An 18,912-nucleotide genomic window follows, 5' to 3' on the forward strand; every position below is an offset into this window, starting at 1 on the left:
ATCAATCATGCGCAAGTATTTACCGCTATTACTGCTGGCTTTTTCCGTTCCCGCGCTCGCGCATCCCGGCCACGGCGCCGACAGCTTTCAGGCCGGGTTTTTCCATCCGCTGACCGGGCTGGATCACCTGCTGATGCTGACCGGGGCTGGCGTGCTATCTGCCCTGAGCGGCCGCAAGCTCCTGCTGCCGTTTGCCACCCTCGGCATGATGCTTGTCGGCGCCGTTGCGGGCAGCCTGCTCGGCGGCTTTAGCGGCATGGAGATGCTGATTATCGCCTCGCTGGCGGTCTGCGGGGTGATGATGTTTAAAACTGAAAACCGCCTGCTGCTGGCGGTACCTGCCCTGGCGATGTTCCACGGCTGGGCGCACGGCGTGGAGATGTCCGGCCACAGCTTCTGGCTGTTCACCAGCGGTTTTATGCTGGCCAGCGCGACGGTGCTGTGCGCCAGTTTCGCCGCAGGCTTGCTGCTGCGCCGCCACGACGGGCTGCGTAAAACCTTCGGCGGCGGGCTGATCATCTCCGCCCTTCTGGCGCTGATGAGCTGATGGAGCATGCCCGCCAGCGGCTGCGCCTGATGCAGCTCTCCAGCAGTAGCCTGCCGGTCGGATCGTTTACCTGGTCGCAGGGGCTGGAGTGGGCCGTAGAGGCGGGCTGGGTTACGAGCACCGACGCCTTCAGACGCTGGCAGATCCAGCAGATGGAGCAGAGCTTTTTCTGCGTCGATCTGCCGATGTTTATCCGGCTGTTCCGGGCCTGCGAACAGCAGGACGTCGCGGCAGCAAAACGCTGGACGACATATCTGCTCGCCTGCCGGGAAACGCGCGAGCTGCGCGAAGAGGAGCGCAACCGTGGTGCGGCCTTTACGCGCCTGATTAAAAGCTGGGAGCCGAACTGCCCGGCAGAGTGGCTGCCGCTGTTTGCGCAGAGCCAGCTCTGCGGCATGGCGTGGCTCGGCGTGCGCTGGGGCATTGGCGCGCGCGAGCTGGCGCTGAGCCTCGGCTACAGCTGGATAGAGAGCGCGGTGATGGCGGGCGTCAAGCTCGTCCCCTTCGGACAGCAGGCGGCGCAGCAGCTGATTATCGAGCTGAGCGACCATTTTGCCGCCGGGTTTGAACAGGCATTTTTACGTGGCGACGACGCGCTGGGGGCAGCTACGCCACTGTCGGCTATCGCCTCCGCGCGCCACGAAACACAATATTCACGACTATTCCGTTCCTGAGGAGTCAACATGGCTGATTACAAACATCCCCTGCGCGTTGGCGTGGGCGGCCCGGTAGGCTCGGGCAAAACCGCCCTGCTGGAAGCGCTCTGCAAGGCGATGCGCGACACGTACCATCTGGCGGTGGTGACCAATGATATCTACACCAAAGAGGATCAGCGCATCCTCACCGAGGCGGGCGCGCTTGAGCCGGAGCGCATCGTGGGCGTGGAGACGGGCGGCTGCCCGCATACCGCCATCCGCGAAGATGCCTCAATGAACCTCGCGGCGGTAGAAGCACTCAGCGAGAAGTTCGGTAATCTGGATCTGATCTTCGTTGAAAGCGGCGGCGACAACCTGAGCGCGACCTTCAGCCCGGAGCTGGCGGACCTGACTATTTACGTGATCGACGTGGCCGAAGGGGAAAAAATCCCGCGCAAGGGCGGACCGGGGATCACCAAATCCGATTTTCTGGTGATCAACAAAACCGACCTCGCGCCGTACGTCGGTGCGTCGCTGGAGGTGATGGAGCGTGATACCAACCGCATGCGCGGCGAGCGCCCGTGGACCTTTACCAACCTGAAGGCGGGTGACGGTCTGGGGACGATTATTGCGTTTCTGGAAGAGAAAGGGATGCTGCGGGTGTAGTCGTAAATTTCCCTCTCCCCTGTGGGGTGTACAGTCCGGGGACATGGTAGACAGGTGTTCGGGGACATGGTGAACACTTTTTAACATCCTTTACCCATGGTGATCGACTTTTTCTTCAGGTCGATCACCCCCACTTTCGTGCTGTACCACCACACTTCATAGCAGCCGTCATCCTGTGTCTCCCTCAGCCCGACCCGTTCTCCCCTGAACGCCTTGCCTGCGCTCAGACTGACACCCTGTATGCTCAGCTTTCCGCTGACATCCACTTTCCTGACCTTCACCCCTTCATCGTATTCAGGTGGCGTTACGCTGCCGCTGTACTGCCGCGCTGACGGCTGATACCGCGAGGCCGGTACCGCCATATCCAGCGCCTCGTGCGGGCGTTCAAGGTTGTACACCGTGCGCCAGTGATCGAAAGCGCGCTGCAGCTCTCCGCTGTCCGCGAACCATTTTCCCTGCAGCACTTCCGCCTTCAGGCTGCGGTGAAAACGCTCCAGCTTGCCCTGCGTCTGCGGATGATAAGGCCGGGAGTGCCCCACCCGGATACCGTGGCGCATCAGCCACAGCTCCAGCGCCGTCCAGGTGCCGGTGGTGTCGCCCCACGGTGAGCCGTTGTCCATCGTCATCCTGTCCGGCAGGCCGTAGCGTTCAAACGCGCTGACCAGCTGCTGCTGCACGGTCTCGCGCCGTTCATCGGTACAGTGCGCCAGGCACAGGGAAAAACGGGAGTGGTCGTCCAGCAGGGTGAGCGGATGGCAGCGGCCACCGCCAAAGGGAAAGTGGCCCTTAAAATCCATCTGCCAGAGCCGGTTCGGCGCGTCATGTTCGAAGCGTTCCGTAGCCGGAACGCCCGGTGATGCGCCCGGCAGCAGACCGTGACGGGCCATCAGATTATGGACGGTGCTGAAGGCGGGCATACGGTGCCCCTGGTCTTCAAGCCAGCGCTTAATCTTGCGGGCGCCCCAGCGTTGATGACGGTCATGCGCCATGCGCAGCAGGGCCGTGATGTCGTCAGATGAGCGGTTCGGGGAATGATGAGGTGCGCGGGAGCGGTCCTGAAGACCGGAGGCACCTTCCTCAGCCCAGCGCTGAAGCCACTTGTAGCCGGTGGCAGGAGAAATGCCGAACTGACGGCAGAGGAAACGGATGTTCGCCCCGTCCTGCGAGGCGAACAGCACAAACTCGGTACGTAATGACATGGTATCTCTCGCATCCCAGGGCGTAAGCGACTCCATAAACGGGTTCTTATGCCTCAGTTGTAAGTGTCTACCATGTCCCCGAACAAGTGTTCACTATGTCCCCGGACCGTACAGGGGAGAGGGTTAGGGTGAGGGGGTTACGCCTCAGGCAGTTCCGCCAGCGGCCAGCGCGGACGCACGGACACGCTCAGGTCGGACGTTGCCCCCGCATTCAGGCGCACCATCCCGGCGTAAGCGATCATCGCCCCGTTATCGGTACAGAATTCCGGACGCGCATAGAACACTTCCCCGCGACGCTTTTGCATCATCTCCGCAAGCTTCGCGCGCAGCGTGCGGTTGGCGCTGACGCCGCCCGCCATCACCAGACGCTTAAACCCGGTCTGATCCAGCGCGCGCTTGCACTTGATCATCAGCGTATCCACCACCGCGTCTTCAAACGCGCGGGCGATATCGGCGCGGGTCTGGTCGCTGTCGTCGTTATTGCGGATCGTGTTGGCCGCGAAGGTTTTCAGCCCGGAGAAGCTGAAGTCCAGCCCCGGACGGTCGGTCATCGGGCGCGGGAAAACAAAGCGCCCTTCCGTTCCCTGCGACGCCATTTTAGAGAGCATCGGGCCGCCTGGGTAATCCAGGCCCAGCAGCTTGGCGGTTTTATCGAACGCTTCGCCGGCGGCGTCGTCGATCGACTCGCCCAGCAGCTCGTACTTGCCAATACCCGTTACGCTAATCAGCTGGGTATGCCCACCGGAGACCAGCAGCGCCACGAACGGGAATTCGGGCGGATTCTCTTCCAGCATCGGCGCCAGAAGATGCCCTTCCATGTGGTGAACCGGAATGGCGGGAACGTCCCACGCGAAGGCCAGCGAACGCCCTACCGTTGCGCCGACCAGCAGCGCACCGACCAGACCCGGCCCTGCGGTATAGGCTACGGCGTCAATATCGGTTGAGCTTAATCCGGCCTCTTTCAGCGCCGCCTGAATCAGGGGAACCGTTTTACGCACGTGGTCACGAGAGGCCAGTTCAGGTACGACGCCGCCGTAGTCAGCGTGCAATTTCACCTGACTATACAGCTGGTTGGCCAGAAGCCCTTTTTCGTCGTCGTAAATGGCGATGCCGGTTTCATCGCAGGATGTTTCAATACCCAGTACACGCATGACTTGTTTTACCTCGTTTCAATACCGCGCAGTGTAGAGCCTGGGCGGGTTGATGTAAAACTTTGTTCGCCCCAGGAAGAAGGCTCGTGTATACTCCTCACCCTTATTAAAGTCCCTTTCAAAATCGCATCGGTGCTTTACAAAGCAGCAGCATTTGCAGTAAAATTCCGCACCATTTTGAAATAAGCTGGCGTTGATGCCAGCGGCAAACCGAATTTATTAAAGGTGAGAGTTACATGCCGGTAATTAAAGTACGTGAAAACGAGCCGTTCGACGTAGCACTGCGTCGCTTCAAACGTTCATGCGAGAAAGCAGGTGTTCTGGCTGAAGTTCGTCGTCGTGAGTTTTATGAAAAACCAACGACCGAACGTAAGCGCGCTAAAGCTTCCGCTGTGAAACGTCACGCGAAGAAACTGGCTCGCGAAAACGCACGCCGTACTCGTCTGTACTAATCTGTTGAGGGCCAACGCCCTCAATTGACAGACAGAGTAGTAGTCGTAAGGCCGTGCTTCCGGAAGGAATGCGCGGCTTGTTTTCGTTTATAAGTCGCTTAAATTTTTGGGGCATATGGCCGGAAGAATCCCACGCGTTTTCATCAATGACCTGCTCGCCAGAACCGACATCGTCGATCTCATCGACGCGCGGGTAAAGCTGAAAAAGCAGGGCAAGAACTACCATGCGTGCTGTCCGTTCCATAACGAAAAAACCCCCTCCTTCACCGTAAACGGTGAAAAGCAGTTTTACCATTGCTTCGGCTGTGGCGCACACGGTAATGCCGTCGATTTTTTAATGAACTACGACAAGCTCGAGTTCGTTGAAACCGTCGAAGAACTGGCGGCGATGCATAATCTTGAAGTGCCGTATGAAGCAGGCAGTGGGCCAAGTCAGATCGAGCGCCATCAGCGGCAAACGCTGTATCAACTGATGGATGGCCTGAATTCGTTTTACCAACAGTCTCTTAAGCACTCTGCGGCTGAGCCTGCGCGTCAGTATCTGAACAAGCGCGGACTGAGCGACGATGTGATTGCGCGTTTCGCTATTGGTTACGCCCCGCCCGGCTGGGACAACGTGTTAAAGCGTTTTGGCGGCAATGGCGAAGATCGTAAATCCCTCATCGACGCAGGCATGTTGGTCACTAACGACCAGGGACGAAGCTACGACCGCTTCCGTGAACGGGTGATGTTCCCGATCCGCGACAAGCGTGGCCGGGTAATTGGTTTTGGTGGTCGCGTGCTGGGTGATGCCCTGCCGAAATACCTCAACTCTCCGGAAACCGATATTTTCCATAAGGGCCGCCAGTTGTACGGTCTTTATGAGGCGCAGCAGGACAATGCGGAACCTCCGCGTCTGTTGGTCGTCGAAGGCTATATGGACGTCGTTGCGCTGGCGCAGTACGACATTAACTACGCGGTTGCGTCGTTAGGTACGTCCACCACTGCCGATCATATTCAACTGCTGTTCAGGGTGACCAACAACGTCATCTGCTGTTACGACGGTGACCGAGCCGGACGCGACGCCGCCTGGCGAGCGCTGGAAACCGCGCTGCCGTATATGACCGACGGACGTCAGCTACGCTTTATGTTCCTGCCCGACGGTGAAGACCCGGATACGCTGGTGCGTAAAGAGGGCAAAGCGGCATTCGAAGCGCGGATGGAGCAGGCACAGCCGCTCTCCACGTTTCTGTTTAACAGCCTGATGCCGCAGGTGGATTTGAGTACCCCTGACGGGCGCGCGCAGCTCAGTACCCTGGCGCTGCCGTTAATCAGCCAGGTGCCCGGCGAAACGCTGCGCATCTATCTGCGTCAGGAGTTAGGCAACAAGCTCGGTATCCTGGATGACAGCCAGCTTGAACGTTTAATGCCTAAACAGGCTGAAAACGGCACGGTTCGCCCCGCGCCTCAGCTAAAACGCACAACCATGCGTATACTGATAGGGTTACTGGTGCAAAACCCCGAACTTGCTCCGCAAGTGCCGTCGCTGGCGGGTTTGAACCACGAAAAGTTGCCCGGACTTGGCTTATTTTCAGAACTGGTCAACACTTGTTTGTCTCAGCCAGGTCTGACCACCGGACAACTTTTAGAGCATTATCGCGGCACAAAAGAGGCCGCTACCCTTGAAAAACTGTCGATGTGGGACGATATAGCAGATAAGGAAATTGCAGAAAAAACGTTCACCGACTCGCTCAACCATATGTTTGATTCGATGCTTGAGTTGCGCCAGGAAGAGTTGATAGCTCGCGAGCGCACCCATGGCTTAAGCAGCGAAGAACGCCGGGAGCTCTGGATGATTAACCAGGAACTGGCGAAGAAATAAAAAAATTTAACGGCTTAAGTGCCGAATATCGATCGGGAAGCCCCCGGCAGCCGCACTGAGAGGCAGCGGCAAAAATATAAGTACGCCCTCGCTTTAAAGGTTGGCAGCACCATCGCCGACACCAATCAAACGAATTAAGTGTGGATACCGTCTTATGGAGCAAAACCCGCAGTCACAGCTGAAACTTCTTGTCCAACGCGGTAAGGAGCAAGGCTATCTGACCTATGCCGAGGTCAATGACCATCTGCCGGAAGATATCGTCGATTCAGACCAGATCGAAGACATCATCCAAATGATCAATGACATGGGCATTCAGGTGATGGAAGAAGCACCGGATGCCGATGATCTGTTGCTGGCTGAAACCTCCAACAACACTGACGAAGATGCGGAAGAAGCTGCTGCACAGGTCCTGTCCAGCGTGGAATCTGAAATCGGGCGTACCACTGACCCGGTCCGCATGTACATGCGCGAAATGGGTACCGTTGAACTGTTGACCCGCGAAGGCGAAATTGACATCGCAAAACGCATCGAAGACGGGATCAACCAGGTTCAGTGCTCTGTTGCCGAATACCCGGAAGCGATTACCTATCTGCTGGAGCAGTACGATCGCGTTGAAGCGGAAGAAGCGCGCCTGTCTGACCTGATCACCGGTTTTGTCGACCCGAACGCTGAAGAAGATATGGCGCCTACCGCCACTCACGTCGGTTCTGAGCTGTCTCAGGAAGAGATGGATGACGACGAAGATGAAGATGAGGAAGAAGACGACGACAGCGCGGACGATGACAACAGCATCGACCCGGAACTGGCGCGCGAGAAGTTTGCCGAGCTGCGTACCCAGTACGAAGTAACGCGTGACACCATCAAAGCGAAAGGCCGCAGCCATGCTGCCGCTCAGGAAGAGATCCTGAAGCTGTCTGAAGTATTCAAACAGTTCCGCCTGGTGCCAAAACAGTTCGACTACCTGGTAAACAGCATGCGCGTGATGATGGATCGCGTACGCACCCAGGAACGCATCATCATGAAGCTGTGCGTTGAGCAGTGCAAAATGCCGAAGAAGAACTTCATCACCCTCTTCACCGGCAACGAAACCAGCGAAACCTGGTTCAACGCGGCTATTGCGATGAACAAGCCGTGGTCTGAAAAACTGCACGACGTGAAGGACGATGTCTATCGCGGTCTGCAGAAGCTGCAGCAAATTGAAGAAGAGACCGGCCTGACCATCGAGCAGGTCAAAGACATCAACCGTCGCATGTCCATCGGTGAAGCGAAAGCCCGCCGTGCGAAGAAAGAGATGGTTGAGGCGAACTTGCGTCTGGTTATCTCTATCGCCAAGAAATACACCAACCGCGGTCTGCAATTCCTGGATCTGATTCAGGAAGGCAACATCGGTCTGATGAAAGCGGTAGATAAGTTTGAATACCGTCGTGGTTACAAGTTCTCTACTTACGCGACATGGTGGATCCGTCAGGCGATCACCCGCTCTATCGCGGACCAGGCACGCACCATCCGTATTCCGGTTCATATGATTGAGACCATCAACAAGCTCAACCGTATCTCCCGCCAGATGCTGCAGGAGATGGGCCGCGAGCCGACGCCGGAAGAGCTGGCCGAGCGCATGCTGATGCCGGAAGACAAGATCCGTAAAGTGCTGAAGATTGCCAAAGAGCCAATCTCCATGGAAACACCGATCGGTGATGATGAAGATTCGCATCTGGGGGATTTCATCGAGGATACCACCCTCGAGCTGCCGCTGGACTCTGCCACCACCGAGAGCCTGCGTGCCGCAACGCACGACGTCCTGGCTGGCCTGACCGCCCGTGAAGCAAAAGTGCTGCGTATGCGTTTCGGTATCGACATGAATACCGACCACACGCTGGAAGAAGTGGGTAAACAGTTCGACGTGACACGCGAACGTATCCGTCAGATCGAAGCGAAGGCGCTGCGTAAGCTGCGTCATCCAAGCCGCTCTGAAGTGCTGCGTAGCTTCCTGGACGACTAATCCTGGTAAACAGCAAAAAGCTCCCAATCGGGAGCTTTTTTTTTGTTTATTCCCTCTCTCTTTGGGAGAGGGTCAGGGTGAGGTCAACAGGCCGCAAAGGAGCTAAAGCCCCCGCACCATCAGGGCCTCATCCAGCTCCCTGTAGGCCTCCACCAGCTTATCCAGCGTCGCTCTGTTGAGCCCGCTAGGATTCGGCAACACCCACACCTGCGTAACGCCAATGGTGATGCTCTGCTTACCCCACTTAGCCCCGCGCTGGCTAAACGCCTGCTCGTAGGCCTGCTTACCGAGGATCGCCAGCGCGGCGGGCTGATAGTCTTCAATCTTCTTCACCAGTTCCCGCCCGCCGCTGCGCAGCTCATGCAGGTTGACCTCGCTTGCCTGTACCGTCGGCCGCTCGACCAACATGGTGATCCCGCAGCGCGTGTCCAGCAGGTGCTGCTCCTCTTCAGGCTTGAGTAACCTGTCGGTAAACCCGGCCTGGTAGATCACTTTCCAGAAGCGATTGCCCGGATGGGCGAAGTGAAAGCCGGTGTGCGCCGAGGACTTTCCCGGGTTGATTCCGCAAAACACCACCCGCAGGCCAGGGGCCAGAATGTCGTTGATCATCTTTACTCCCGCTGATACGTCGTAATGGAAGTATAAAGGATTGATAATGCGTTGTTTATAAAAACAGCAGGCAGGTGTGAATGGCTGGATTGCTGCGGGGAGTTACTCTATAATTCACCGCCACGGCCCCTTAGCTCAGTGGTTAGAGCAGGCGACTCATAATCGCTTGGTCGCTGGTTCAAGTCCAGCAGGGGCCACCAAACACCGCAAGGGCTGGCGGGGAGTCACCCACCAGCCCAAAATCCTCCAGGATATTTTGAAACGGGAACCATAGTGATTTATGGTTAATTTATGACCGTTCATACACTCCTGGATCTAACCGGCTTCATGCAGTGACCACTACTGCAAGGGGTATAATGAAACGGATCTTCATCACTGCTTCGGTTCTGTTTGCCCCTCTCAATAATGCCTATGCGGGCTGTTACTATGCCTGTAGAAATCTAACGAATGAAAAAGCGCTGCTGATTTTAGGCCTTCTGCTTTTGCTTTTTGCTGGGCTGGGAGTTTGGAGCAGCATTGATAGCCTCAAAAAAAATAAACTGCCCTCCTTACTTTTCTGTGTCTTGCTGGCCGTAGTGAATTTTTCTGGACTGATCGCCATGTACTTCTTCGGTGGTTACGGTTTTCTTGGCGCAGTCATCAGTACAGGCTTACTGATGTTCCTCAGTCCGAAAGGTGTTTAAAACTCCATCCCACCAGCACGCCAGATGCCTGCTTTGTTCGTTACCCCAATTTTTTAATTTCGCGGGTATAAAAACTTAATGAAGCGGGCCGTATAGCGATCGGTACCCTGCAGGGATTGTCCTACCCCCCTCTTACCACTAGCGTTGATGGTTCTCCGTTCACCAGCCAATTCAGACACAATAAAAACGTATATATAGACACAGAAAAAACGTCGGTTCAGTCGGTTCAGTTGGTTCACGGCTCTGTAAGCCGCGCCAGCACTGGATTTATGCGAACCAACATACGGTAAAATGAGGTTGATTCAGCCCCGTAAAAGTTGGTTCACACCCCATCTTTCCAGGAGTTAAGTTGCCTGAGCATGCCCTCTGCCCATAAGTTCTCCATTACCTGCAGGTGCTCCCTGCTCTGTTTAAGAGCTTTTGCCGGTGCTGATACATCATGGCATCGAGGTCGGAGAGTTCATGGTGGGTAAGTTTCATCGGTAAGGATCCTAGCTGGTGGAGCAAACATCATAAACCACAATTTTTATCAGGGTATTGTGTTATATGCCCTGTGAGCCAGGGTCATTTTTCAGTGATTTATTCTGTGGAAGAAAATGCTATTTGCTATGGCTGGCGTAATGCAGCCCTGCACACTGGCGGCAGATCAATGAAGTACCCGAAACATACAGTGATGCTTTGTCGGGCATACATACCACCAGCGAACGCCGCCATACTTTGGGCTGGTGGTCGTCAACTGCACTGGAACGCTCTGACCGCTCAACAGCGCAGCTGTGAGGCGCTCTCCTGTGAAGTGCAACGCAAGACCGCTGACTGTCTTTAATGGTCTCTCCGTTGCGCTGGCGCTAATTTCGGCCAGTGTCGCGCCATTAATTCCCGTAACGTCACTGATATATGTCCGGGTGCGCTTACGGCCAGCCTTGCTGGCTCGCTGTCGCTCCTGCCACGCGCGGAACCCATCACGCTGACGCTTTCGCCCGGCCTTTGTCTTTGCCCCGGTACTCATACCGCCGTGCAGCTTACAGCGCCCGCCACGGTATAATACGGTCATTTTGCAGGGTGTTCCGGCGCGGGTGGTGGCTCCGCATGGAATATACCGCAAATGCTCTGGCCGCGGCTCCCACTCGTAAAGGCAGAGCTCTGGCTGTGCCCTGAATCTGGGCGGAACTGAAAAGTAAGCCTCGCGTAAAGCATCATGCTGCGCCTTTTTATCCAGTTGCGAAAGATGAAAGGCCCGGACCTCCCTGCGCAGTTCCTGAAGATGACGTTTCAGCGCCTTATCCATTCCCCCTCCTGTATAAACCTGAATGCCTCACAGGTTAGCTTCCGGCAGTGTGTGCCCCAAAAACCTTAGCATTTCTTAACAGCTCATGGGGTAAGGCGTATCTCCAAATTTTCCGGCCCTTGTCCTGCCAAAACCCCCGCCAGATCCATATCCTATGCAGGATCGAAGACGATCGAAGCATCATGATAATTCACGAAATCATTAAACCAAAAATTTCGAATTCGCAGTTTTCCTGGCTGTTTTTTTGCGAATTCGCAGAAAAAAACGAACACAAAAAAGCCCCTTTCGGGGCTTGTTTTAAGCATTACCAGCGAAGCTCTGAGGTAGGAAGAAACACAACAGAAGAAACCATATCCGCTATATCATAATTTACCTGCATACTCATCGGAACAGATCGCCCACTAACTGTGAAAATATCTGTCCAGCCAAAAGCTCTTTTCATGATGACCTCAGGGGGAGAACTTCTCTCCGGCTCCCCCAGAGTTTCATGTGTCCAGGTTCGCGACATAGTATTTTTAAGGGGGGATGGTAATTCGTTTGGGAAGCTCCATCTATTAACATTATCATGTTGAAGACTGAGGATAACGGACCATAACAGACGCCCCTCTCTTTTGAATGTGAGATGAACCCCCTCTCTTGCCATATCCAGTGTTAAATCAGGATCTCCAGGATAACCAGTTGGTTTCGTTTTATAAGGAATTAACCCTTCATCAAACAATTCTTGATAGGTCTTTCCTATTCCGTCAATTAAAGCGTTAATATTCACCGTCATTTATACAGCCCCATTTCATTGTTCAGCCTATGCATTTTCACCCTTGCCGCTTCTATCTGAGATTCGGTTGCCCCATGTTCTTTTAGTGCAGGCTTAACGGCATCCAGATTGCGATCCGCTGCTGCCCGCAGATTCTGAGAATCCTGCTCAATTTGTGCTGGTTTATTACGACCACCGTATGTCTCACTTAATTTTTGATGCACGTCTTTGGGAACAACAATCGCAGCGACATCTTCTGCCATTCGATCTAACTGCTTAGTGTCGAGCTTCGGATATTTTTGCCTCAAGTAGGCACGAGCAGCCGCAGCAGACGGCATGTGATCGGCCTCGTAAATCCCCTGCCGCGAACGGCGTTTAAAGTCACTGTATAACTCGACTTCCAGAAACTCCACCGGCGGTTTGCTCAGGTAAATATAAATCGGTGGCAGGTCAGGGAACGGCAGGATCAGAATGTAATCCGCGAAACTTTTTTCCTCTGGCGCCGGGCTGGTGGTCGCCGTTATGCCGGTGTAATCCGGCAGCGGGTCAACAACCACCGGGTTCGGCAGCACCGGCCGCGCCTGGTTGCCTGTATTCCACGGTTTTTCTTCGCCCGTCCGGTCAGGCGTCCAGATTATGGTTATGTGCGGTTCTTCCTCCGTGGTGAACGTGTACGCCTGCGCGCTGCTGTCATACTCCATTTTTCTGACGCGAACACTGTCCCGGCCGGGTGGCGTGTGCCAGCCACTCGGGACCGCGTTCCCGCTGCTGTCATTCTCCCACGTATAGCGCACCCGGCTCGGGGCTTCACGCATCTGCTCCAGACGCATACGGTCGATAAAATCCTGTTCGCCGTCGTTCACCCTTCCGGGCATCATTCCCACCAGCAGCCCGGCCACGGATGCACCCGCTCCGGCGGCGGCTGTCTCACCCAGCCCGGCGGCACCACGTACCGCCCAGGTGCCATATGTCAGCGCCCTGCCGCTTATCAGCTCCAGCAGGCTTGCGCCTGCCGTGGCCGTCTGTGCACGTGAAGCTGCAGCTGCGGCAGCAACGGCGGCCTGATAATCCATCTCCTCATGGTTACCGTTCCACCAGCGATACAGGGCGCTGCACTTCTTCGGTTTGGGGATATCGTCTGGCTTTTTCTTTTTTGCGGTCCGGGCGTGCTGCGGGGTGTCTGAATCGGTTGCAGGGTCGCTGGCGGGCATGGCCTGAAAAAAAGCCATATCAGCAAAATTGGTGTGAGGCTCGCGCTGGTCACCGGCATCATTACACCCCTCACCGCGCAGGCAGGATTTTGCGAATACCCGGTTACGCTCCCTTTCCTCCGCCCTGCGTTTTTCTTCGGCTTCCTTTTCTGCTGCCAGCCTGGCGGCGTGTTCCTCTCTGGCAATCTCAACCGGGTCACGTCCCCGTCCCAGCCACTGACCTGCCGGAGCAATCACCCGGTTCGAACCCGGAGGGCAATCACAGTGTACCTCTGAACCGTGAACGGCGGCGGGTACCCCGTGAAATGTCACGCGATCCTCACCCGATACAATCACGCCCTGTTTCCCGCATTTGGGACAGGGTGTGGTTTTATCACCCACCCGGAGAATTCTGCGTCCGAATTCGGTGCTGTCCGTAATGGACGCAATACACCTGGCACCGGTGGTGGTTTTATCATTCTCAAGCGCCTGCCCACGCCCGTAATTATCGGTGCGATAACCCATGCGTTACGCTCCGGTAACTGTCAGAAAATCCGCCCCGGAAGTAATCCCTTCACGTGTGACCAGATAAGTATGGCGCTGCGGTGTACTGATAATTTCGTCACCGTTATCCAGTAGACTGTCCACCAGCGCAACGTCTGCCCCATTGCACATACTGGTTGCGCCAGCGCTGGTGGCTATGGTGGCAGTGCTGCCGTCAGGACAGGTAACGATATCCCCGGCGGTGGCTACGCTGGCGTAGCGTCCATTATCAAGCAGGAGTTTTGATTCACGCTCCACCGGCGCAACGATCCCCCCACAGCGGGTAATGTTCCCTTCCGTTGCTATTCGCCAGATAGCATTCACAGGATGCTTCCATTCCAGCGCTTTTCCCTCTGCGATTATGGCGCGTGAATCTTGATCCATTGCGGCAATTTCTTCCGCAGTAAAAGGCGACATTTCCAGTTCGGCTACTATTTCTGGTGTTAATTCATTGCTGTATTGCTGATCCATGTAAATTCCCTTTAATTCCAGTTAGTTAAAAAATTAAACAATTCTACTACGAATAGAAATTAACGAGATTTAATCAGCATTTTTAGTTCATATTAAATACACAAATAAATTCGCTATAAAAATAATCGCTATGAATATTAATATTTAATTTTCTGCTGTATTTGATTCGTGCTTCACGCCATTAAGCATTTTCTGGCAGTTATTGCGGCGTACCGCTGCCGCTGCGCGCGTTTTGTCGTCTGTTCAGGGAAATACATCACCTCAAGTCAGCCGTCGCTGCGCGACTCCAGAGGCCCTTTTTTCGAGAGCCTCCGCAACTTCATCGGTAATTTTCAGAAATTCATTGAATGAAACACTTTCAGCTATCGTGGTATGTACTTAATGCTTAAGCAGAATGCTCGACGTAATCAATGAGGTTAAGCAAGAAAGTGCTAAAGCATCAAAACGTTAGCATCATATTATAACAAGCGTTCTTCTGATTATCACAGGCTGAGCAGGATACGGAGCAATCAGCTCCCCGCCCTTTCGTACTCCTGCTCACTTCCCCACCTCACAAACTGCAAATCTAAAGAAATCCCCCATCGCGCCGATCATCATCCGTGTGTATTATTTCCTGTAGCTTTTACAACAACTACCCTTAACTCAAATACTTAAGCGCCAAAGCGAAAGGCATCATGAGCACACCGATCAAACGGCTAGAAATCATTAAAAATGCCATTGAACTGGAAGATGACGACATCATCCAGAGCCAGCTGACACGCCTGAAAAATGAAGCGTTTGACGATGAGCTACAGGCAATCGTCGTGGCGCTTGAGGAAAAGAACTATACCTCGGCCATGGCGGCCATAACCGCCTGGCTGCAGGGCCAACGCGCCGTGACCCAGTGGCGTGACCCACAGGTAGCCGCCAGCAAGCTGGAGCTGAAGGCGCTGGAAGAGCGTCTGCGCGATCTGATTGACCGCCGCAACGCTCGCGTGCAGCAGCTTGATGAGTTCAACGATCTCTATTTCTCCCGCCTCGGACCGCTGATGCAGCAGATCCTCGCCCTGCGTAAAACGCTGGCGGAGCTGAACCTGCGTCGTCAGCAGGCGGAGGCACGTCGTCGCGAGGAGGATTACCGCCGCTGTCAGCGCTATATGGCGCAGGCGGTGGAGGTGCTGGCGACGCTTACCCAGCGCTGGCGCGATCTCCCGGCTGACTCCGTCCAGGCCGCTCAGGCGCGTAAGCATCTGGAGCAGCAAAGCAATCTGATTACCAACCTGCTGGCCGAAGCGCTCGAACTGGAAAGCGGCTTAACGCGCGAAGAAGAGCCCGCGCGTCAGGCGCGCGACGAGGCCAACGAAGAGTACGAGAAGTATCGCGAACAGCATCACGATGCCGAAGTGCGGCTGCGCAAGGGCAAGCATCTCTCGGAAGAAGATCAGAACGAACTCAAGCGCCTCTGGCGGCAGGCGAGCAAGCTCTGCCATCCGGATTTAGTCGCAGACGATCTGAAAGAGGAAGCCAACGCGATGATGGTGCAGCTCAACCAGGCCAAACAGCGCGGCGACGTCAAAACCATTCGCTCGCTGGTGGCCCGCCTGCAGCAGGGGTTCGAGCCATTGATGGCGAGCGACAGGCTGAACGATCTGGAGCGTATCCGCAAAAAAATGGCGCAGGTACGCGAGCAAATCGACACCTTAGTGAACGAGCTGGCGGAGCTGGAAAAAGAGGAGTCATGGCTGCTGGTCTCGTCGCTGAGCAATATGGAAGCGTACTTTGCTCAGCAGGAGAAAGCGCTAAAAGAGGTATGCGCCTCGCTCGAACATCAGGTTAACGAAGCGCAGATGGATTCGGCAGCCTGATTATTTAGCGTGCCAGTATGCGCTGGCACGCACCAGATGCTGGTCAATCGCGTTGGTTTCAAACTGGCGGCTCAGGCTTTTTACCACCTTCCCTTCTCCGGTCAGCCAGATAAAGTAATCCTCCGCCGGCACGGCCAGCGCCGCCAGACGGTCAGCCACCGCCTGCTCGCTGTGGCCCACCACCCAGGTGATGTTGAAATCACTCAGGTGCGCCAGATAGTCCTTATAAGATTCGTCACCTACGGTCACCACCGCGTGAATCTCCGGACAAACCGGCAGTTTAGCAATGCTATCTAAACGTCGACGCAGCGCGGGCATGCCGGACTCGTCGCACACGTACAGCTGCCAGGCGTAATCCTCCGGCACTACCAGCGAACCGCGCGGGCCGCCGATCGTCAACCTGTCGCCCACCTTCGCCTCGACTGCCCAGCCGCTGGCAATCCCGCCGTCATGAATGAAGAAATCGAGCGCCAGCTCATGATTTGCCTCATCGTACAGCGGCGTATAGTCGCGCGCCTGTGGACGTACGCCGTCGCCCCAGTCGATGCCTTCATCGGTGACCTTCGGCGGGACAAACGTGGTGCCAGGTGCAGGGAAAAAGACTTTGGTGTGGTCGTCGAAGCCGCGGGAGCTAAAGCCCTCCAGTGCCTCGCCGCCTAAAACAATGCGCTGAAAGCCTGCGCTAATGCGCTCAACGCGGCGCACCGTCAGCTCGCGAAAGCGCAGGTCATTACGCACGCGCTGTGGGTAACGGGTAGATGCCATTTTTAGCCTCTTCTCTGGTGAATACGATATATCGGAATTGATTTTCAAATGATAATGATTACTAATCAGTAAAAAAGCAAGATTTTTTAGATTGCATCTGAATATATCTTAGATATAGTTTAGATATATCAAATTAAGAGACATAACATGCGACATGAACACGACGGCGGTGGACGCCGACCGCGCTTTTTCGGCCACGGCGACCTGCGACTGGTGATTCTGGATATCCTGACCCGCAGCGCCAGCCACGGCTATGAGCTGATCAAAGAGATCGAGAACCTGACCCAGGGGAACTACACGCCGAGCCCCGGTGTGATCTACCCGACGCTGGATTATCTGCAGGATCAAACCTTTATCACCATTACGGAAGAAGAGAGCGGTCGTAAGAAAATTGCGATTACCGCTGAAGGACAACGCTGGCTGGACGAAAACCGGGAACAGCTGGAACAGATCCAGGTGCGTATTAAGGCGCGCAGCGTCGGCTTTGAGCTGCGCAAAAACCCGCAGATGAAGCGGGCGCTGGATAACTTTAAAGCGGTGTTAGACCTGAAGGTAAATCAGGGAGAGCTCAGCGACGCGCAGCTCAAGCAGATTATCGGCATAATCGACCGCGCGGCGCTGGAGATCTCCCAGTTGGATTAAGCCGGCGCGTGCTCGCTCACTCGGAATACACGTACCAGCTCTTTCAGGTGCATCGCCTGCTCGTTAAGGGATGCCGCCGCCGCGACGGACTCCTCCACCAGCGCAGAGTTCTGCTGGGTGGTGGCATCAATCAGGCCAATCGCGCTGTTGATCTGCGAGATCCCCTCCGTCTGCTCGTGGCTGGCCTGGCGGATCTCGCGCAGGATCGTGTCCATCTCCTCCACGTTGCCGACCATGCCGTTGATCAACGCGCTCGCTTTTTCCACCAGATTCATCCCATCCTGGGTCTGGCTGGTGGAGCTCTCGATCAGCTCGCGAATTTCACTGGCAGACGACGCGCTCTTCTGGGCAAGCTGGCGCACTTCCCCCGCCACGACCGCGAAGCCGCGACCGTGCTCACCGGCACGGGCGGCTTCCACCGCTGCGTTGAGCGCCAGAATGTTGGTCTGGAACGCAATGGCGTCGATCAGGTCGATAATGTCGGACATCCGGTTCGACGTCTCGTTAATCAGGCGCATTTTGCTGGTCACCTGCTTCATCATCTCCCCGTTGTTTTTGACCACCGTGGCGGCATCTGCCGAGAGATTAGTCGCTTCCCCGGTGTGCGAGGCGGTGTTTTTCACCGTCGCGGTGATCTGCTCCATCGAGGCGGCGGTCTGTTCAACGGAACTTGCCTGCTCCTCGGTGCGCGCGGCAAGATCCTGGTTACCGGCGACAATCTGCGCGGCTGCGCTGGAGATATTCTCCGAGCCCGTTTGCACCTGCTGCACAATATCCAGCAGGCGGTTTTTCATCTCCATCAGCGCGTGCAGCAATAGGCCCGTTTCGTCTTTGCCGTGCGGCGTGATGCTGCCCGTCAGGTCGCCCTCTGAAATGGCATTGGCAAAATTCACCGCCTCGCCGAGTGGGCGGGTAATAGCGCGCACGATAAACCAGCCAATCAGGCTGCCAGCGGCGACGCTAAAGAGGGTGATCAGGATCAGAAGCAGTCGGCTAGACCTGAAGTCTCCTTCCACCTGCGCCCCCGCGCTCTGCATCTCATGGTTCTGAATCGCAATCAGCTCCTGCACTTTAGCTTTATAGGCCTGCTGCACGGTGAGGGTATGGGTCATCATCTCCTGGATAGCACCCGCACGGTCATTATTCTGCACCGCCTGCAAAATGCGATAGCGCGAGTCCAGATACTGCTGACGAACGTCGCGGATCTCGGCAAGGACCTGCTGCGATTTCGGGTCCTGCAACACCGTATTCAGCTCGCCCAAAATCACCGTGATATGCTCGCTGATCTCTTTAAGATGCTGCTGCGACTGTGCCGTGTACGTTCCCTGTTCATCCAGCAGCATGAGCTGCTGAGTGCTAATAAATTCCTGGAAGTTGTCGATTAACTGGTTCGCTTTTACCGTGGTGGGATAATCATGGGTAATGATGGATTGCATCCCGTTGTTAGCCCGGTTCAGGCTCAGTAAGGACATACTGGCGCTGATCACCATCAGGACAATAAAGAATCCAAACGCCAGAAATAATTTCGTGCCGATCTTTACGTCATGTAAGAACATATTTACTCCATCGATGTGATTATTTCTCAGACGATCGCTGTTATCGGTAACGAATCCGCTAAC

At 55.5% G+C, this 18,912-nt stretch carries 18 protein-coding genes and 1 tRNA gene; 10 read left to right on the forward strand and 9 right to left on the reverse strand.

Annotation, left to right across the window (positions count from 1 at the left end):
• Window positions 1-7 precede the first annotated feature (7 nt).
• From OKF39_RS20240 to ureG, 3 genes are read left to right on the forward strand one after another with little or no spacing between them, the layout of a single operon-like run.
• The gene (locus OKF39_RS20240) at window positions 8-547 is read left to right on the forward strand and encodes a HupE/UreJ family protein (protein ID WP_126344884.1); all 540 of its coding nucleotides are present in this window, start codon (window positions 8-10) and stop codon (window positions 545-547) included.
• Window positions 547-1,221 carry an urease accessory protein UreF gene (locus OKF39_RS20245; RefSeq protein WP_126344883.1) on the forward strand — a complete coding sequence of 225 codons (675 nt, stop codon included), beginning with the start codon at window positions 547-549 and terminating at the stop codon, window positions 1,219-1,221. Before OKF39_RS20240 ends, OKF39_RS20245 begins: the two co-directional genes overlap by 1 nt.
• Window positions 1,222-1,230: 9 nt before the next feature.
• On the forward strand, window positions 1,231-1,848 hold the full coding sequence (ureG, locus tag OKF39_RS20250) for an urease accessory protein UreG (RefSeq protein WP_022651876.1): 618 nt from the start codon (window positions 1,231-1,233) through the stop codon (window positions 1,846-1,848).
• Window positions 1,849-1,928: 80 nt separating this feature from the next.
• On the opposite strand, the gene OKF39_RS20255 is transcribed toward ureG, so the two are convergent.
• Both OKF39_RS20255 and tsaD read right to left on the reverse strand, forming a co-directional pair.
• On the reverse strand, window positions 1,929-3,083 hold the full coding sequence (locus OKF39_RS20255; protein WP_479983302.1) for an IS481 family transposase: 1,155 nt from the start codon (window positions 3,081-3,083) through the stop codon (window positions 1,929-1,931).
• Window positions 3,084-3,184: 101 nt separating this feature from the next.
• Window positions 3,185-4,198: a tRNA (adenosine(37)-N6)-threonylcarbamoyltransferase complex transferase subunit TsaD gene (gene tsaD / locus OKF39_RS20260; RefSeq protein ID WP_028014471.1), complete on the reverse strand. Its 1,014-nt coding sequence runs from the start codon at window positions 4,196-4,198 to the stop codon at window positions 3,185-3,187.
• A gap of 236 nt (window positions 4,199-4,434) precedes the next feature.
• Here tsaD and rpsU point away from each other — a divergent pair, with 236 nt between their 5' ends.
• From rpsU to rpoD, 3 genes are all read left to right on the forward strand, one after another.
• The gene (rpsU, locus tag OKF39_RS20265; protein ID WP_001144069.1) at window positions 4,435-4,650 is read left to right on the forward strand and encodes a 30S ribosomal protein S21; all 216 of its coding nucleotides are present in this window, start codon (window positions 4,435-4,437) and stop codon (window positions 4,648-4,650) included.
• Between the two features lie 115 nt (window positions 4,651-4,765).
• Entirely contained in the window at window positions 4,766-6,511 is a 1,746-nt protein-coding gene (gene dnaG, locus OKF39_RS20270; RefSeq protein ID WP_420871081.1) for a DNA primase, read from the forward strand.
• Between the two features lie 154 nt (window positions 6,512-6,665).
• The gene (rpoD, locus tag OKF39_RS20275; RefSeq protein ID WP_028014473.1) at window positions 6,666-8,510 is read left to right on the forward strand and encodes an RNA polymerase sigma factor RpoD; all 1,845 of its coding nucleotides are present in this window, start codon (window positions 6,666-6,668) and stop codon (window positions 8,508-8,510) included.
• A gap of 102 nt (window positions 8,511-8,612) precedes the next feature.
• On the opposite strand, the gene mug is transcribed toward rpoD, so the two are convergent.
• Window positions 8,613-9,119 carry a G/U mismatch-specific DNA glycosylase gene (mug, locus tag OKF39_RS20280; RefSeq protein WP_023333460.1) on the reverse strand — a complete coding sequence of 169 codons (507 nt, stop codon included), beginning with the start codon at window positions 9,117-9,119 and terminating at the stop codon, window positions 8,613-8,615.
• Between the two features lie 124 nt (window positions 9,120-9,243).
• Here mug and OKF39_RS20285 point away from each other — a divergent pair.
• Together OKF39_RS20285 and OKF39_RS20290 are read left to right on the forward strand one after the other, a co-directional pair.
• Window positions 9,244-9,319, forward strand: a tRNA-Ile gene (locus OKF39_RS20285).
• A gap of 156 nt (window positions 9,320-9,475) precedes the next feature.
• On the forward strand, window positions 9,476-9,802 hold the full coding sequence (locus tag OKF39_RS20290) for a hypothetical protein (protein ID WP_100170910.1): 327 nt from the start codon (window positions 9,476-9,478) through the stop codon (window positions 9,800-9,802).
• Between the two features lie 646 nt (window positions 9,803-10,448).
• On the opposite strand, the gene OKF39_RS20295 is transcribed toward OKF39_RS20290, so the two are convergent.
• The 4 genes from OKF39_RS20295 to OKF39_RS20310 form a co-directional block, all read right to left on the reverse strand.
• Window positions 10,449-11,087 (reverse strand): HGGxSTG domain-containing protein, encoded by a 639-nt coding sequence (locus tag OKF39_RS20295; protein WP_100170911.1) that lies wholly within the window; start codon window positions 11,085-11,087, stop codon window positions 10,449-10,451.
• 304 nt (window positions 11,088-11,391) lie between these two features.
• Entirely contained in the window at window positions 11,392-11,859 is a 468-nt protein-coding gene (locus OKF39_RS20300; protein ID WP_074164144.1) for a DUF6392 family protein, read from the reverse strand.
• Entirely contained in the window at window positions 11,856-13,553 is a 1,698-nt protein-coding gene (locus tag OKF39_RS20305; protein ID WP_479983303.1) for an S-type pyocin domain-containing protein, read from the reverse strand. Before OKF39_RS20305 ends, OKF39_RS20300 begins: the two co-directional genes overlap by 4 nt.
• 3 nt (window positions 13,554-13,556) lie before the next feature.
• Window positions 13,557-14,042 carry a PAAR domain-containing protein gene (locus OKF39_RS20310; RefSeq protein ID WP_479983304.1) on the reverse strand — a complete coding sequence of 162 codons (486 nt, stop codon included), beginning with the start codon at window positions 14,040-14,042 and terminating at the stop codon, window positions 13,557-13,559.
• Between the two features lie 674 nt (window positions 14,043-14,716).
• Here OKF39_RS20310 and OKF39_RS20315 point away from each other — a divergent pair.
• Window positions 14,717-15,886: a coiled-coil domain-containing protein gene (locus OKF39_RS20315; protein WP_069732673.1), complete on the forward strand. Its 1,170-nt coding sequence runs from the start codon at window positions 14,717-14,719 to the stop codon at window positions 15,884-15,886.
• On the opposite strand, the gene OKF39_RS20320 is transcribed toward OKF39_RS20315, so the two are convergent.
• Window positions 15,887-16,651, reverse strand: coding sequence for a siderophore-interacting protein (locus tag OKF39_RS20320; protein ID WP_479983305.1), 765 nt, complete (start codon window positions 16,649-16,651; stop codon window positions 15,887-15,889). It abuts the gene before it with no gap.
• A 147-nt stretch (window positions 16,652-16,798) separates the two neighbouring features.
• Between OKF39_RS20320 and OKF39_RS20325 the strand changes: the two genes are divergently transcribed.
• The gene (locus OKF39_RS20325) at window positions 16,799-17,293 is read left to right on the forward strand and encodes a PadR family transcriptional regulator (protein WP_041908013.1); all 495 of its coding nucleotides are present in this window, start codon (window positions 16,799-16,801) and stop codon (window positions 17,291-17,293) included.
• Here the strand turns inward: OKF39_RS20325 and OKF39_RS20330 are convergent.
• Complete coding sequence (locus tag OKF39_RS20330) at window positions 17,290-18,849, reverse strand: methyl-accepting chemotaxis protein (protein ID WP_028014479.1); 1,560 nt, start codon at window positions 18,847-18,849, stop codon at window positions 17,290-17,292. The genes OKF39_RS20325 and OKF39_RS20330 overlap by 4 nt on opposite strands.
• Between the last annotated feature and the right edge of the window lie 63 nt (window positions 18,850-18,912).

This window comes from Enterobacter cloacae complex sp. HYC042_NIDB (assembly GCF_056673315.1).